At 64.8% G+C, this 14,475-nt stretch carries 11 protein-coding genes; 6 read left to right on the top strand and 5 right to left on the bottom strand.

Annotation, left to right across the window (positions count from 1 at the left end; translation table 11 throughout):
- The first annotated feature begins 16 nt into the window (after positions 1-16).
- Positions 17-1,744: an FAD-dependent monooxygenase gene (locus QCE64_RS13775; RefSeq protein WP_310004324.1), complete on the top strand. Its 1,728-nt coding sequence runs from the start codon at positions 17-19 to the stop codon at positions 1,742-1,744.
- 23 nt (positions 1,745-1,767) lie between these two features.
- The gene (locus tag QCE64_RS13770) at positions 1,768-2,574 is read left to right on the top strand and encodes an alpha/beta hydrolase (RefSeq protein ID WP_309920177.1); all 807 of its coding nucleotides are present in this window, start codon (positions 1,768-1,770) and stop codon (positions 2,572-2,574) included.
- 5 nt (positions 2,575-2,579) lie between these two features.
- Here QCE64_RS13770 and QCE64_RS13765 read toward each other — a convergent pair whose 3' ends face one another.
- Positions 2,580-3,767, bottom strand: coding sequence for an AAA family ATPase (locus QCE64_RS13765; protein WP_310004322.1), 1,188 nt, complete (start codon positions 3,765-3,767; stop codon positions 2,580-2,582).
- Between the two features lie 156 nt (positions 3,768-3,923).
- On the opposite strand from QCE64_RS13765, the gene QCE64_RS13760 reads away from it, so the two are divergent.
- A complete protein-coding gene (locus QCE64_RS13760) occupies positions 3,924-4,322 on the top strand; it encodes an FKBP-type peptidyl-prolyl cis-trans isomerase (protein ID WP_309811983.1) in 399 nt (132 codons plus the stop codon).
- Between the two features lie 93 nt (positions 4,323-4,415).
- On the opposite strand, the gene acnB is transcribed toward QCE64_RS13760, so the two are convergent.
- Entirely contained in the window at positions 4,416-7,001 is a 2,586-nt protein-coding gene (gene acnB / locus QCE64_RS13755; RefSeq protein ID WP_310004320.1) for a bifunctional aconitate hydratase 2/2-methylisocitrate dehydratase, read from the bottom strand.
- A 206-nt stretch (positions 7,002-7,207) separates the two neighbouring features.
- Entirely contained in the window at positions 7,208-7,873 is a 666-nt protein-coding gene (locus tag QCE64_RS13750) for a GntR family transcriptional regulator (RefSeq protein WP_309931790.1), read from the bottom strand.
- Between the two features lie 129 nt (positions 7,874-8,002).
- Here QCE64_RS13750 and QCE64_RS13745 point away from each other — a divergent pair, with 129 nt between their 5' ends.
- Both QCE64_RS13745 and QCE64_RS13740 read left to right on the top strand, forming a co-directional pair.
- Positions 8,003-9,493: an MmgE/PrpD family protein gene (locus QCE64_RS13745; protein ID WP_310004318.1), complete on the top strand. Its 1,491-nt coding sequence runs from the start codon at positions 8,003-8,005 to the stop codon at positions 9,491-9,493.
- A gap of 29 nt (positions 9,494-9,522) precedes the next feature.
- Positions 9,523-10,995 (top strand): MmgE/PrpD family protein, encoded by a 1,473-nt coding sequence (locus QCE64_RS13740; RefSeq protein WP_310004316.1) that lies wholly within the window; start codon positions 9,523-9,525, stop codon positions 10,993-10,995.
- Here QCE64_RS13740 and QCE64_RS13735 read toward each other — a convergent pair.
- Positions 10,992-11,738 (bottom strand): glucose 1-dehydrogenase, encoded by a 747-nt coding sequence (locus QCE64_RS13735; RefSeq protein ID WP_309920153.1) that lies wholly within the window; start codon positions 11,736-11,738, stop codon positions 10,992-10,994. The genes QCE64_RS13740 and QCE64_RS13735 overlap by 4 nt on opposite strands.
- Before the next feature lie 177 nt (positions 11,739-11,915).
- Here QCE64_RS13735 and QCE64_RS13730 point away from each other — a divergent pair, with 177 nt between their 5' ends.
- A complete protein-coding gene (locus QCE64_RS13730) occupies positions 11,916-12,734 on the top strand; it encodes a methyltransferase domain-containing protein (protein WP_310004313.1) in 819 nt (272 codons plus the stop codon).
- A gap of 4 nt (positions 12,735-12,738) precedes the next feature.
- Here the strand turns inward: QCE64_RS13730 and QCE64_RS13725 are convergent, their stop codons facing one another.
- On the bottom strand, positions 12,739-14,361 hold the full coding sequence (locus QCE64_RS13725; protein ID WP_309931783.1) for an FAD-dependent monooxygenase: 1,623 nt from the start codon (positions 14,359-14,361) through the stop codon (positions 12,739-12,741).
- Between the last annotated feature and the right edge of the window lie 114 nt (positions 14,362-14,475).

Here is a 14,475-nt window from a genome sequence, read left to right as displayed (position 1 = left end):
TCAAGGAACCTCTCAAGTGAGCCGTCCCGTTATCGAAACTTCGGTGCTGATCGTCGGCGCCGGTCCCGCTGGTCTTTCTCTCGCGCTCGACCTCGGCTGGCGCGGCATCGACTGTCTGCTGATCGACCAGCAGCCGTCCGCCGACGTGGTCCTCCCGCGCGCATCCGGACTAAGTTCGCGCACGATGGAGTTCTTCCGCCGCTGGGGCATTGTCGAGGATGTCGCGCGCGCGGGCTTCCCGCAGGACTATGCGCTCGACATCGTTTACTGCACGAGCCTCGCCGGACACGAACTGGCGCGCGAGCCCTATGCGCCGCTCGGCGGCCGGGAAGCGCCCGACTTCACGCCGCAGGACCGGCATCGCTGCCCGCAGAAACTGCTTGATCCAGTTCTTGAAAAAGCGCTCGCACGCTTTCCTTCCGTCACGCTGATGCGCAGTCTGCGGCTCGCCAGTTTCGTTGATGACGGCCAGGGCGTGCGCGCGTTCGTCGACCGTCTGCCGGGCGGCAAGCGGCATCAGTTCACGGGCGAGAACATCGACCGTGTGTTCATCGGCGAACGGGCGGAGCCGCCGCAATCCGGTGTGGAGACGCTCGAGATCCGCGCGAAGTACATGGTGGCGTGCGACGGCGTGGACAGCGGTATCCGCAACGCGCTGGAGATTCCGCTCGAAGGCACGCCGGTCCTGAACTACACGATGAGCCTGCTGGTCGACGCCGAGCACCTGCAGGACAAGCACAAGATGGGCGCCGCCGAGCGCTACATGATGATCGGGCCGGAAGGCGTGTGGGGCAATCTGACCGTGGTGGACGGCCATACGGAATGGCGGCTGTCGCTCTCGGGTTCGGCGCAGAAGCTCGATCTCGCCAATCTCGACACGGACGCGCTCGTGCGCCGCTGCTTCGGCGACGACACCATTCCGTTCAAGGTCCGCGCAATGTCGCCGTGGCGGCGCCGCGAAGTGGTGTCGTCAAAGGTGCGCGCGGGGCGCGTGTTCATCGCCGGCGATGCGGCGCACGCGATGTCGCCGACGGGCGGCTTCGGCATGAACACGTGCATCGGCGATTCCGTCGATCTCGGCTGGAAACTGGAAGCCGTGCTGAAGGGCTGGGGGGGCGAGGCGCTGCTCGATACCTACGAATGCGAGCGCAAGCCGGTCATGACCCGCTTCGTCAAGGCCGCCGCCGATCTCTTCAAGCCGTGGATGCTCAAGCTCGACTACAGCGCCGTGCTCGACGAAACGCCGGAAGGGGAAGCCGCGCGTCGGCATGTCGGCGCGACGCTCAAGGACGCGATGCTCGCGGAATGGGAGATCGCGGGGACCTCGATGGGGTATCGCTATGACCGCTCGCCGATTGTCATCGGCGACGGCACCGAGCCGGTGCCCGACGAACCGATGGTATATATCCAGAACGCGCGGCCTGGCTCGCGCGCGCCGCACGCCTGGCTCGACGACGGCCGCTCCACGCTCGACCTGTTCGGCGAGGGATTCACCCTGCTGTCGTTCGCCGGCGATGCGCCGTCCACGCAGGCGCTCGAACGGGCGGCGAGCGAGCGCGGCATGCCGCTTTCGGTGGTGCAACTCGACCGCCCGGATATTGCGGCGCTGTACGAGCGGCGTTTCGTGCTGGTGCGTCCGGACGGTCACGTGGCGTGGCGCGGCGACGCGCTCGACGCACCGGACGAACTGCTCGACACCGTGCGCGGTGCACGCTGCGTGGCGCAGGCCCAGGCCGCGGCATGACTCACACGCCACCGGCGACGCCCATGTCCAGCACCTTCCAGTACGGCGCGCATGTCAGCGCGAACGGCATCCGCCAGCATTACCTCCGCTTCGGCGGACGCGGGCCGGCGCTCGTTATCGTGCCCGGCATCACGAGTCCGGCAGCCACATGGGATTTCGTCGGCGAGGCGCTGGGCGAACAGTTTGATACTTACATCCTCGACGTGCGCGGACGCGGCCTGTCTGAAGCGGGTCCGCATCTCGAGCACGGCACTGCGGTCTATGCGGCCGATGTCGCCGCGTTCGCCGGCGCCATGCGCTTCACGCGCTTTCACGTGCTGGGACATTCGCTCGGCGCGCGCGTCGCGGCTCGTCTTGCAGCCAGCGCTCCGGGCGCGCTGGAGCGGCTGATTCTCGCCGATCCGCCGGTCAGCGGACCGGGGCGCCGGCCGTATGTGAAGTCGCTGCCGTTCTATCTGGATGCGATTCGCGAAGCGCAATGCGGCGGTCTCGATCACGAGGCCATGCGCAAGACCTACCCGACGTGGTCGGATGCGCAACTGCGGCGCCGCGCCGAATGGCTACATACGTGCGATGAAACCGCGATCGCCGCGAGTTACGCGAGCTTCCAGGACGACGATTTCCATGCCGACCTGCCGCGTATTCAGGCGCAGACGCTGCTGATGGTCGCGGGAAGGGGCGACGTGATTCGCGAGGAAGAGCTGCTCGAGATCGAGGATCAGGTGCTGGATCTCAAGGTGGCGCGCTTCCCGCATGCCGGACACATGATTCCATTCGACGATGCCCGCGGGTTCACGTCATGCGTGCTCGAATTTCTGGGCACGGACTGAAGGTGTCATCCGGCGGCGCTGTCGAGACCCAACGCCGAAGCCAGCCCGCGCGACTCGCGCCAGGCGATTTTCACGAACGGATCGGTGGCGTCGTAACGTCCTTTACCCGTCGACATCACCAGATTCGCATCGGTGAGCGCCAGTAGTGCGTTCTGGATCGAACTCTGCGAGACCGGCATGCCAATCTCAACAGTGAGCGCCTGATTGGTTTCAGAGGAATAGAACCCCCCGGTGGGTCCGTCGCTCAGGCAGATTCGATTGAACAGGGTCGTGGCAAGATCGCCCAGGCTCTCGGCTCGCGAGATCTCGGCATCGGCCGCGGCATGGCGCAACGCCTGCACGATGATCGGCAACTGGGCGTCGGGCGCGAGGTCGGAGGGGCTGTCGCGCAGAGCAATCAGAGCCTTCAACAATTCTTCTGGCCGGCTGCCCAGCTGCTGGAAGGCGTTGACCGCAGCAGGCAAGGTGGGCAAGCGTTCGCCGAGCTGCTCACGCGTCAGGTCCAGCACATACATCACGTAGTCCTGGCCCAGCAGCGGGAACGCCTGCGACCATGCACCCTGAAACGCCTGATTGCCGCGCATCACCATTTCCTGCACCTGCGCCCGGTGCGACCCGGTGCCGATGATGAACAGCCGCCCGGGCATGCCGGGCTCCAGATTGACCGCGTCCCGGGCCGCCTTCAGGGCCAGCAGCAGTTCGTTGCCGGCGACGCTGCCCATTGCGTGCTGAATTTCGTCGATGATCAATACGACATTGGCACGTGTTTTCTCCACGACCTCAGTGAACACGTCCGCCAGAGTCGGTCCGGTTTTCTTGCCCAACTGATCCAGCCTGAAGCCGAATTCGAAGCCGGCGCCCCCTATGTCGATTTCTGAAACACGCTTGAGCTGCCGGGAAATTCGGCCGAACAGGTCGGATGCCGGCGTCTGCAGGTCCGCCAAGGTTTGTTCCATGGCGCCCGTGACCAGATCCGCAGGATCGGCCTGTACCTGACTCCACAAATCGGCATACATGACGATGGCGTCCTGACGCTGCAGCGCCGGCATCAGATCCTGCCGGATGAAAGTCGTCTTGCCGATGCGCCGCGGCCCGGACAGAAACACGCCGGCCTCGAAGTGCGGATCGAGCGCTCGGGGATGAAAGATCTGCCAAACCATTTCTTCAGCCAGCTCCGTGCGGTGGTAGGCCATGGCAATTATGAAAATTATTTACTTGGGGTAATTACCCCATCCAAATAATTTTGGTTAAAGGCCGCCCGCGCCTCTTCGCTGTCAAAGAAAGTGCCCTCCTCAACCCCGCAAGGCCAGCCCGATATAATCGCCGGACCATTCCACGAGGATCCGCGCATGAAAATTCTTGTCGCCCTGAGCACTGCCCTGGCCCTGTCGAGCACCGCGTTCGCCGCCAACACCACCGAGAAGCTGCCCTCCGGCGTCGTGGTCGAGCACCTGAAGCAAGGCACCGGCGCACAGCCGACGGCCAGCGACGTCGTCCGCGTCAACTATCGCGGCACACTCGCCGACGGCACCGAATTTGACAGTTCCGCGAAACACGGCGGCCCCGCCACCTTTCCGCTCGGCCGCGTGATTCCGTGCTGGACGCAAGGCGTACAGAAAATGAAAGTGGGCGGCAAGGCCAAGCTGACCTGCCCGTCCGCCACCGCCTACGGCAGCCAGGGCGTTGGCCCCATTCCGCCGAACAGCGATCTGACCTTCGAAATCGAACTGCTCGGCATCGGTCAGTAAGCCATCGCGCAGTAACCATCGCGCAATGAAAAAGGGCGCCGCAGGAGTTCATCCTGCGGCGCCCTTTCTTTCGCGCCGTGGCGCGTCAGCGAATTACATCGTCACGGTGTCGGCCACTTGCTTGAAGTCGTCGATACGGTCGAAGTTCAGGTACTGATAGATCTTGTCGCCATTGGCGTTGATCACGCCGATATCGCCCATGTACTCGTCCTTGGTCGGAATCCGGCCCAGACGCGAGCAGATGGCCGCCAGTTCCGCCGAGCCGAGATACACGTTCGTGTTCTTGCCCAGACGGTTCGGGAAGTTGCGCGTGGACGTGGACATGACCGTGGCGCCCTCGCGCACCTGCGCCTGGTTGCCCATGCACAGCGAGCAGCCCGGCATTTCGGTACGCGCGCCGGCCGTGCCGAACACGCCGTAATGGCCTTCTTCGGTCAGCTGCTTCTGGTCCATCTTGGTCGGCGGCGCGACCCACAGCTTGACCGGAATGTCGCGCTTGCCTTCCAGCAGCTTCGACGCCGCACGGAAGTGGCCGATGTTCGTCATGCACGAACCAATGAACACTTCGTCGATCTTCGCACCGGCAACATCCGACAGCGTCTTCACGTCGTCCGGGTCGTTCGGGCAGGCCACGATGGGCTCATGCACGTCGGCCAGATCGATCTCGATGACCGCCGCATACTCGGCGTCCGCATCCGGCGCGAGCAATTGCGGATTGGCGAGCCATTCTTCCATCGCCTTGATGCGGCGCTGGAGACTGCGCGGGTCCTGGTAGCCCTCGGCGATCATCCACTTCAGCAGCGTGATGTTGCTGTTGAGGTATTCGATGATCGGTTCCTTGTTCAGGTGCACCGAGCAGCCTGCCGCCGAACGCTCGGCCGAGGCATCCGACAGTTCGAACGCCTGCTCCACCTTCAGATCCGGCAGCCCTTCGATTTCGAGGATGCGGCCCGAGAAGATGTTCTTCTTGCCTTGCTTGGCGACCGTCAGCATGCCCTGCTTGATGGCGTACAGCGGAATGGCATTGACGAGGTCACGCAGCGTGACGCCCGGCTGCATCTTGCCCTTGAAGCGCACCAGCACCGATTCCGGCATGTCCAGCGGCATGGTGCCGGTAGCGGCCGCGAAGGCCACCAGTCCCGAACCCGCCGGGAAGCTGATGCCGATGGGGAAACGCGTGTGCGAGTCGCCGCCGGTGCCGACGGTGTCGGGCAGCAGCATGCGGTTCAGCCACGAGTGGATCACGCCGTCGCCGGGACGCAGCGCGATGCCGCCACGGTTGCTGATGAAGTTCGGCAGGGTCTGGTGCGTCTTGACGTCGACCGGCTTCGGATACGCGGCGGTGTGGCAGAACGACTGCATCACCAGATCGGCCGAGAAGCCGAGGCACGCCAGGTCCTTCAGTTCGTCGCGGGTCATGGGGCCCGTGGTGTCCTGCGAGCCGACCGAGGTCATCTTGGGTTCGCAGTACGTGCCCGGACGCATGCCCTGGCCTTCCGGCAGGCCGCAGGCGCGGCCGACCATCTTCTGCGCCAGCGAGAAGCCCTTGGCCGTGCCGGCCGGCTGTTGCGGCAGACGGAACAGGTCCGACGGCGCCAGGCCCAGCGCTTCACGCGCCTTGGCCGTCAGCCCGCGGCCGATGATCAGCGGAATGCGGCCGCCGGCGCGCACTTCGTCGAACAACACTTCCGACTTGACCTGGAATTCCGCGATGACCGCGCCGTTCTTCAGCGCCTTGCCTTCGTACGGACGCAGCTCGACGACGTCGCCCATTTCCATCTGCGACACATCGAGTTCGATGGGCAGCGCGCCCGCGTCTTCCATCGTGTTGTAGAAGATCGGCGCGATTTTCGAGCCGAGGCACACGCCGCCGAAACGCTTGTTCGGGATGAAGGGAATGTCTTCGCCCGTGAACCACAGCACCGAGTTGGTGGCCGACTTGCGCGAGGAACCCGTGCCGACGACGTCGCCCACATAGGCGACCAGGTGGCCCTTCTCCTTCAGCGACTCGATGAAGCGCACCGGGCCGCGCTTGCCGTCTTCTTCCGGCGTGATGCCGGGACGCGCGTTCTTCAGCATGGCCAGCGCGTGCAGCGGAATGTCCGGGCGCGTGGTGGCGTCCGGCGCCGGCGACAGGTCGTCCGTGTTGGTTTCGCCCGTCACCTTGAAGACGGTCACGGTCAGGCTGTCAGGCACTTCCGGACGGCTCGTGAACCATTCGGCGTCCGCCCAGCTCTGCAGCACGGCGCGCGCGTGGGCGTTGCCCTTGTCTGCGAGTTCCTTGACGTCGTGGAACTGGTCGAACATCAGCAGGGTTTTCTTCAGCGCGTCCGCGGCGACGGCGGCCACTTCGGCGTCAGAGAGCAGTTCGATCAGCGGCGCGATGTTGTAGCCGCCCAGCATCGTGCCGAGCAGTTCGGTGGCGCGCTGGCGCGAGATCAGCGGGCAGGCGGTTTCGCCCTTGGCCACGGCGGCCAGGAAGCCCGCCTTGACGCGTGCAGCCTCGTCCACGCCGGCCGGCACGCGGTTCGTGATGAGGTCGAGCAGGATCTGCTCTTCGCCTGCGGGCGGATTGGTCAGCAACTCCACCAGCTCGGCGGTCTGCTGAGCAGTCAGGGGCAGAGGCGGAATGCCGAGCGCGGCGCGTTCGGCGACATGAGCGCGAAAATTTTCAAGCATGAGGGGACCGTTCGTTTGCGTTTCAAAGGACGACTTTCCAGTCGCGCCGAGGCTGCTCCCGGCATTGCTTCGAGCGCAATTTTAGCGTTTTGACCGTGTCGCGTCAATTATCTTATGTCTTATGTCTTATACAAGACTCAGGCTCAAAGCCTGTTGCGACTGTCGGTTTTCATGGTTCGACGGCATGCCTGACTGGCGCCCCGCGCTCACGCCGAAGCCGACGGCCACGAAGCTTCGATCGCCTGCAACGCACTCGTCACGATGGAACGGTTCAGTGCCGCCGCCAGGACGCCGTCGCGTTCCTCATAGGCCTCGCACAGGCGTTGATGATCGGAGCACGAGCGTTGCAGGCGTCCGGGCAGCGACGTACTCAGGCGGCGCAGTCTATTGATACGCATGCGCATGGATTCCAGCACCTCCTTGAAGATGCCGTTGCCGCACACGCGCAACTCTTCATCGCGGAACGCGACGTTAGCCCAGAAGTAGGCATCGACGTCGCCGCGCGCGGCGGCCTCGGCAAGGTGCCGATGCGCGTGCCAGAGCCGCTCGATGTCCTGCGGCGTCGCCCGCTCGACCACGCCCAGCGAGATCTGCGCGTACAGCAGCGCGCGCAGCTGATACAGCTCGCGCGCGTCTTCGATCCTGATGGCCGAGACCCTCGGACGCTTGCGCGGCGGCCAGTCAACTAGTCCTTCGCGGCTCAGGACGAACAGCGCTTCGCGCACCGGCGTGCGGCTGACCTCGAAGCGCCGTGCGAGTTCGACGGAGTTCAGATCGTCGCCGGGTGCGAGCCGCCCTTCGATGATCCCGCGCGCGACCCAGTCGATGATCTCTGCGGTTGCGGGATTGAATGTGTCGACACTTTCGCTCATGACGGTCATTTCGGATGTCTGGTAAGGTGCAATAAGACGCCAATAATTCTACCTTCGCGCGATGGAGTTCGGCATGAGATACTCCATCTGTCGACACTTAAAAGAATTTCCACTAAGAGGAGACAATGCATGTCCGAGCGCCATCGGCCTCAACGTCGCAGGCTGTTGCAATCCGCCGGCGCACTCGCCGCGCTGTCGCTGGGCGGTTCGCGCCTCGTCTTCGCTGCGGACGAAAGCGCGAGCGAAGCAGCGAGCACCGGCGCAGACAGCGAGCACATCACCGCGCAACTCGCGCGCTACATGGCGCAGGCCCGCACGATGCCGCTCCCCGCTCCCGTCGTCCTTGCCTGCAAGCACCGGATTCTGGACACCTTCGGCGCAATGGTCTCCGGATCGCGCATGCGGCCCGGCATGCTCGCGGCGAAATACGTCGGCACGCTCGGCGGCGCGCCGCAGGCGACGGTCATCGGCACGCACGTGCGCACGAGCATCGTCAATGCGGCGCTGGCCAACGCCATGTGCGCCCATTCCGATGAAACCGACGACTTCGAACCGGTGACGAAGGCGCATCCCGGCAGTTCGGTGGTGCCGTCGGCGCTGGCCATGGCCGAGCACGGCGCGCAAAGCGGCGAAACGATGATCCGCGCGGTCACGCTCGGCTATGACCTCGCCTGCCGCCTGCTGATGGCGCTCGGTCCCGATCTCGTGCGCGGCTCGCATCGCAGCGCGGAAGGCACGGCCTCGACCTTCGGCGCGCTCGGCGCGGCGTCCGCCCTTGCGGGCCTCGACGAAACCGCGATGCGCTATGCGATCTCCTATTCGGCACAGCAGGTGTCGGGACTGTGGAGCTGGGTCAAGGACAAGGACCACATCGAGAAAGCCTTCGACTTCGCCGGCATGGGCGCGCGCAACGGCGTCATGGCGGTGAGCATGGTGCAGTCCGGCATGACGGGCGTGCGCGACGTGCTCGACGGCACGCACAACCTGTTCATCGCGCTTTCCACTCAGCCTGATCCGCACGCGATGATCGACGGGCTCGGCTCGCGTTTCTACGTGACCGAGACGGCGATCAAGACATACTCGGTGGGTTATCCGATCCAGTCTCCGCTCGACGCGCTGCTCGCCCTGCGCAAGCAATACGGCCTGACGCCGGACAACGTGAGCCGCATCGTCGTGCGGATTCCGCCGGATGCGGAAGGCATCGTCGGCGATAGCGCGATGCCCGACGTCAACTGCCAGCATCTCGTGGCGCTCGCGCTGGCGAAGGGCGCGGTGTCGTTCCGCGACAGCCACGATGTCGCCCTGATGCGCGATCCCGCCATTCTCAAGGAACGCGCGAAAGTGACGGTGCAGCCGGACCCCGCGTTGCACGATCCCGCCGCGCCGCGCGGTGCGAAAGTGCAGGTCACGCTGACGGATGGCCGCACGGTCGAGCACTTCACGCGCTTTGCACCCGGCACGAAGGAGAACCCGCTGTCGAGCGAAGCGGTCGCGGCCAAGGCGCGCGACCTGATGGCGCCCGTGCTGGGCGCCGCGCGCACGGCCGCGCTCATCGAGAAGATCGAGCATCTGGAAACGCTCAGGGATGTGCGCGAACTGCGCCCGCTGCTTACCGCCTGACGCCCGACACACTACAAGGAGACGAACACATGGCCAACATCGACCGGCGCTACTTCCTGAAGACCGGCGCGGCGGGCGCACTCGCGTCCGCCACCGTGGGCACGAGCGCGCTGGCGCAAGGCAACAGTGCGGCATCGCAGCCCGGCGCCACGAATGCGCGCCCGCCGAAGGTCACGCGCATCCTTGCCGAATTCATCGGCAAGACGCGCTACGAAGACCTGCCCGCACCGGTGCGCCGCGAAGGCGTGCGCACGCTGATGAACTGGGTCGGCGTGGCGGTGGGCGGTTCGCACGACACGACAGTCGATCGCGCCGTGGCCGCGCTCACGCCTTTCTCGGGGCCGCCGCAAGCGAACCTGCTTGGACGCACGGAGCGCTTCGACATCATGAACGCGGCGTTCATCAATGGCGTCAGCAGTCATATCTTCGATTACGACGACACGCACCTGAAGACCATCATTCATCCGGCCGGTCCAGTGGTGTCCGCGATTCTCGCGTATGCGCAATACCAACCCGTGTCGGGCAAGGACTTCCTCAATGCGCTGGTGCTGGGCGTGGAGACCGAGTTGCGCATCGGCAATGCGGTGTACCCGAATCATTACGATGTCGGCTGGCACATCACCGGTACCTGCGGCGTGTTCGGTTCGGCGGCGGCGATGTCGAAGCTCATGGGCCTCACCGTGCAACAGACGGTCTGGGCGCTGGGACTGGCGGCGTCGCAGCCGGTCGGCTTGCGCGAGTCGTTCGGGTCGATGAACAAGAGCTTCAATCCCGGCCGCGCCGCTGCCAACGGCATGTTCGCGGCGATCCTGGCGAGCAAGGACTACACGAGCTCGGACGGCATGATCGAGGCAAAGCGCGGCTGGGCGAACACGATCAGCACCAAGCAGGATTACCGCGAGATCACCGACGGGCTCGGCACGCACTACGAGTCCACGCTCAACACGTACAAGCCGTTTGCGTGCGGCATCGTGATTCATCCGGCGCTGGACGCCGCCATCCAGTTGCGCGACCAGAACCATCTCAGCGCCGATCAGATCGAGCGCATCGACTTGCGCGTGCATCCGCTCGTCATCGAACTGACGGGCAAGAAGACGCCGCAGATCGGCCTCGAAGGCAAGTTCAGCATCTATCACGCGGTGGCGATCGCGATCATCGACGGCGCCGCCGGCGAGAAGCAGTTCAGCGACGCCAAGGTGCGCGATCCGCAGACCGTCGCGCTACGCGAGAAGGTGAATACGATCGTCGATCCTTCGATCAAGCCGGAACAGGTGGACATGACCATCACGCTGAAGGATGGCCGCAAGCTGCACAAGTTCATCGAGCATGCGATCGGCAGTACGGAGGTGCCGATGAGCGATCAGCAGCTGGAGAAGAAATTCTCTGGTCTCGCCGACGGTATTCTGCCGGCGGATCAGACGCGGAAGCTGATCGACACGTGCTGGCATGTCGAGGCGCTGGAGAATGCGGGGGATATTGCGGTGGGGGCGGTGAGGCGTTAGCGCATCCCGCCACTCGCAATCAGACTCTCACCCGTCAACCACCGCGCATCGTCCGACGCAAGAAACACCGCAACGGCCGCAATATCATCCGGCCGCCCAACCCTGCCGAGCGGCGTTTGCGCCAGCGCCGCCGTTTCGAATTCCGAACCGATGACGCCCGCCGTATGCGTGCCTTCCGTCACCACGACGCCCGGATTGATCGAGTTCACACGGATCTTCCTCGGACCGAGTTCGCGCGCCAGCGAACCGGTGATGGCATCCACAGCGCCTTTGGTGCCGCTATAAACGGCAGTAGTCGCCGGCGTGATGCGGCTCACGACCGAACTCACATTGACGATGCTCGCGCCTTCGCCCATATGCTTGACGGCGGCCTGCGCGGTCAGCAGCGTGCCCAGCACGTTGACATTGAACTGCTTGTGGAAGTGCTCTTCGGTGATCTCTTCCAGCGCCGCGAATTCATAGACGCCGGAATTGTTCACGAGAATATCGAGGCGGCCGTAGGTTTCGATTGCCGCGTTCACGATGCCTTGCGCATCCGCCGCCTTCGATACATCTCCGCCCACTGCAACCGCACGGCCGTTCGCCGCGGTGATCGCAGCGACGACGGCATCGGCGCCTTCCTTGCTGCTGGCATAGTTGACGACCACCGCCGCGCCTTCGGCTGCGAGCGCCTTGGCGATGCCTGCTCCGATGCCCTTCGATGCACCCGTGACCACCGCGACCTTGCCTGCAAGTTTGCTCATGATGTCTTCCCTGAAAAGTTGACTGGACGGTAGAGGACCGGCTGCTTTGTTGTTTCGCTGGGTCGGCCCTGCCATGGTGACAATGTAGTTGGGCTGTCACCACCGATAAAGCGGACTAAAGTGAATTGACATGCAGGCAAACGCGAATAATGAACCGGCGCCATGGAGGCAGACCGCATGAGCATGCTTCGAAGCGATGCGAACTTCGCTGGACCGATCGCCGGGCTGTATGAACAATTACTCGTGCCGATGCTCTTCGCGCATTACGCCGATGACCTCGTCCGCCGTATCGCCGCACTTGATCCATCGCGGGTACTGGAAACCGCTGCGGGAACCGGCGCATTGACGCGTGCGATGTCGCGCAGGCTGCGTCCGCAGGTTGCCATCGTCGCGACGGACCTGAACCAGGCCATGCTCGACCACGCAGACGCAGTAGGGACGCCCGCGAACGTCACGTGGCAACAGGCTGATGCGCAAATCCTGCCGTTCGCCGATGCAGGCTTCGATGCCGTCGCCTGCCAGTTCGGCGCGATGTTCTTTCCCGACAAGCCGGCTGCCTTCGCGGAGGCGGGTCGCGTGCTGCGGCCGGGCGGGACACTGTTGTTCAACGTGTGGGACTGCATCGAAGAAAATGCTTTCGCCGATACGATCACCACCGCGCTCGGCCACGTGTTCCCCGATGATCCGCCGCTGTTCATGAAACGCACGCCGCACGGCTATTTCGATGCGCACACGATCTCGACGGACCTCGCCCGCGCAGGCTTCGATGCAACATCGCGCATCGAAACGGTAACCGCGCAAAGTCATGCGCCATCCGCGCGGGCCGTCGCCGTCGCGTACTGCCAGGGAACGCCTTTGCGCAATGAGATAGAAGCACGCAAAGGCGCGACGCTCGACGAAGCCACGGCCGTCTGCGAAGCTGCAATCGCGGATCGCTTCGGCACCGGACCCGTGCACGCGAAGATGCAGGCGCACATGATCGTCGTGCGCCGCTGAAGCCTCACGCGCGATCCAGCACCCGCGTGAGCCATGCGATGAGCGCCTGCCCATCGCAAGACGCGCTGCGGTAGCCCAGATGACCATCGGGCCGCACCGCCCACACCATCCCGTTGCGCGCGCCGAACTGCGCCGCGAACTCGCCCTGGAAATCGCTCAGCGTGCGATAACGTTCGTTCGCGCCGTTCATGATCGAAGGGGACATGATCAGCACCACGCCGCCCGTGAGGCCGAGCGCGGCGCGCCATGCATCGACGGCTTCATCGAACGCGGCGCCGCGCGCGCCATCCTCGTCATCGTCGATATAGCCGAGCAGCGTATGCCGGCCACGCCCGATGTGATCCTGCAAACGCTGCACCTGGCCGACGAACGCCTGCGCCAGACCGCCCACTTGCGGCACGCGGTCGCCGGGCGCGGGCAGTTCGGATGCCATGTCCCGGCATTCGTCGACGACAGCGGGACTGCCGCGATAGCCCACCAGCAACTGCGTCTCGCGCATGCCGGGCCGCATCTCGCCATGCGCGAGCACGGTATGCATGGCGCGGCTCGTCGACTCGACCACATCGAGCCCGACGGGCCGCCGTTCCGCTTCATAACTGTCGAGCAGTTTCGGGCCAGCCATCCCGCGCGCCGTCAGGCCGATCTTCCAGGCGAGATTGTGCGCATCCTGCAAGCCCGTGTTCATGCCCTGCCCACCGACCGGCGGATGGATATGCGCGGCATCGCCGGCAAGGAACACGCGGCCCCGCGCATAGTGCTGTGCAATGCGATGACTCACGCGATACACCGACGACCAGCGCATCGACGACAAGCGCGTGTTGCGCGGCAGGATCGGCAGCATGATGCGCTCGACTTCATCGAACCCGGGCGCCGAGTTCAACGCGTGCAGCGCGGCATCGTCGGGAAGCAGCACCATCGACAGGCGATAGCGGCGCTTCGACCCGCGCACCGGCAACGCGGCAAGCGTGGTGGATTGGGGCGCGGCGCCTTCTTCCGTGCCCTGAACCTTGCCGGAGAGATTGAAGCGGTACATCGGTCCACGCGGCAGATTCCAGTCCACGTCGACATCGGCGAGCATGAAGGTCTGCGGGTATTGATCGCCTTCGAAAGGCACGTTCAACTGATGCCGCACGCTGCTGCGCGCGCCGTCGCAACCCACCAGCCAGCGGCAGCGAACCGTGCGGATCTCGCCGTCCGCCATCTGCACGCGGGCATCGACGGCGTCGCCCGAGTCGGTGAAGTCCACCAGCGTCGCACCATAGTCGACGTGCCCGCCATGCACCGCGAGCGCCGTCTCCAGCAGGCGCTCGGTTTCGAACTGCGCCAGCGAAAGTGCGCCGTAGGGCATGCCTTCGCGCGGAAACTGCGCGCTGAACACGGGATCGCCGTCCTGGAAGGTCTCGGCGCCCGTGAGCCAGACGCCCGTGTCGATCGCATCGCGCGCGATGCCCAGGTCTTCGAAGATTTCCAGCGTGCGCGCTGTCACGCCCAGCGCCTTGACGAAGAAAGCACGCGTTTCGTGCGCATCGATCAGGCACACATCCAGCCCGTCGCGCTTCAGTTCCGCGGCGAGCAGCAGGCCAACGGGGCCGGCGCCGGCTATCAACACATCGGTCGTATCGTTCATGATGCGATTTCTCCCGAGGAATGCGATGCGTGCGCGTGTGACGCGCGAGATCGTCGTCCGGCGAAAGGGAGAATAACCGTTGTGCCTATGCTTGTGCCGCCATTCGATCGCCCG

It is taken from the genome of Caballeronia sp. LZ043 (assembly GCF_031451075.1).
In the GTDB taxonomy this organism is placed as follows: domain Bacteria; phylum Pseudomonadota; class Gammaproteobacteria; order Burkholderiales; family Burkholderiaceae; genus Caballeronia.
Note: the sequence above shows the minus strand (reverse complement) of the source record. Positions and strands in the feature narration are given on the sequence as shown.

Excerpts from the sequence above, each read along its gene's own strand:
- acnB (WP_310004320.1), bottom strand. The coding sequence starts at position 7,001 with ATGCTTGAAAATTTTCGCGCTCATGTCGCCGAACGCGCCGCGCTCGGC.
- QCE64_RS13765 (WP_310004322.1), bottom strand. The coding sequence starts at position 3,767 with ATGGCCTACCACCGCACGGAGCTGGCTGAAGAAATGGTTTGGCAGATC.
- QCE64_RS13750 (WP_309931790.1), bottom strand. The coding sequence starts at position 7,873 with ATGAGCGAAAGTGTCGACACATTCAATCCCGCAACCGCAGAGATCATC.
- QCE64_RS13760 (WP_309811983.1), top strand. The coding sequence starts at position 3,924 with ATGAAAATTCTTGTCGCCCTGAGCACTGCCCTGGCCCTGTCGAGCACC.
- QCE64_RS13735 (WP_309920153.1), bottom strand. The coding sequence starts at position 11,738 with ATGAGCAAACTTGCAGGCAAGGTCGCGGTGGTCACGGGTGCATCGAAG.
- QCE64_RS13740 (WP_310004316.1), top strand. The coding sequence starts at position 9,523 with ATGGCCAACATCGACCGGCGCTACTTCCTGAAGACCGGCGCGGCGGGC.
- QCE64_RS13770 (WP_309920177.1), top strand. The coding sequence starts at position 1,768 with ATGTCCAGCACCTTCCAGTACGGCGCGCATGTCAGCGCGAACGGCATC.
- QCE64_RS13745 (WP_310004318.1), top strand. The coding sequence starts at position 8,003 with ATGTCCGAGCGCCATCGGCCTCAACGTCGCAGGCTGTTGCAATCCGCC.
- QCE64_RS13725 (WP_309931783.1), bottom strand. The coding sequence starts at position 14,361 with ATGAACGATACGACCGATGTGTTGATAGCCGGCGCCGGCCCCGTTGGC.
- QCE64_RS13730 (WP_310004313.1), top strand. The coding sequence starts at position 11,916 with ATGAGCATGCTTCGAAGCGATGCGAACTTCGCTGGACCGATCGCCGGG.